Here is a 522-nt window from a genome sequence, read left to right as displayed (position 1 = left end):
CCTGGTCGAGGCCGTGCGGTGGGCCGCCGCGGCCGGGGCGGCCTGCGTACGCCGGCTCGGCGCGTCGGTCGCGCTGCCGCACCGCGCGGAAATCGACGCGCTGTACGCCCGGCGTTAACAAGGGCCCCTTCCACTACCGGAGGCGTTAAGAGGGGGCCCTTCCTTACGCTCCTTCGGCGCGCTCGCCGCGCCGGCGCAGTATGCCGAGCCCCGGGATGCCGGCCACCGCGAGCTTCAGGTCCCGGGTGACGTCGAGCAGGTCGTGCAGGTCCGGGCCGACCCGGTCGAGCGTGGCCAGGATCGGCAGCACGTCCGAGGTGAGGTGCTCCTTGAGCTTCGGCAGCTCGTCGACCAGCCGGATCGCGGCGGTCACCTCCTCCGGGCTGAGCTGCTCCACGAAGCGGGCCGCCATCGGGGCCGCGCGGCGCAGCGTCGACTCGTACGCCGCCAGCAGCTCGACCGCGGTGCCCGCCGCCTGCTCCGCGGTGGCCACGGTGCCGGCCGCCCGGCCGGCCACCGTGT

General features: G+C 75.5%; 2 pseudogenes. One reads left to right on the top strand and one right to left on the bottom strand.

Annotated features, from left to right (window positions below):
* Nucleotides 1-118 (top strand): annotated as a pseudogene (locus HUW36_RS33990) (ribokinase); the annotation flags it as partial.
* Nucleotides 119-163: 45 nt separating this feature from the next.
* Here HUW36_RS33990 and HUW36_RS33985 read toward each other — a convergent pair.
* Nucleotides 164-522: pseudogene (locus tag HUW36_RS33985) on the bottom strand (hypothetical protein); the annotation flags it as partial.

Source organism: Micromonospora maritima (assembly GCF_902825405.1).
GTDB lineage: Bacteria > Actinomycetota > Actinomycetes > Mycobacteriales > Micromonosporaceae > Micromonospora > Micromonospora maritima.
The sequence above is the reverse complement of the archived record's forward strand: the minus strand, read 5'-3'. Positions and strand labels throughout refer to the sequence as shown.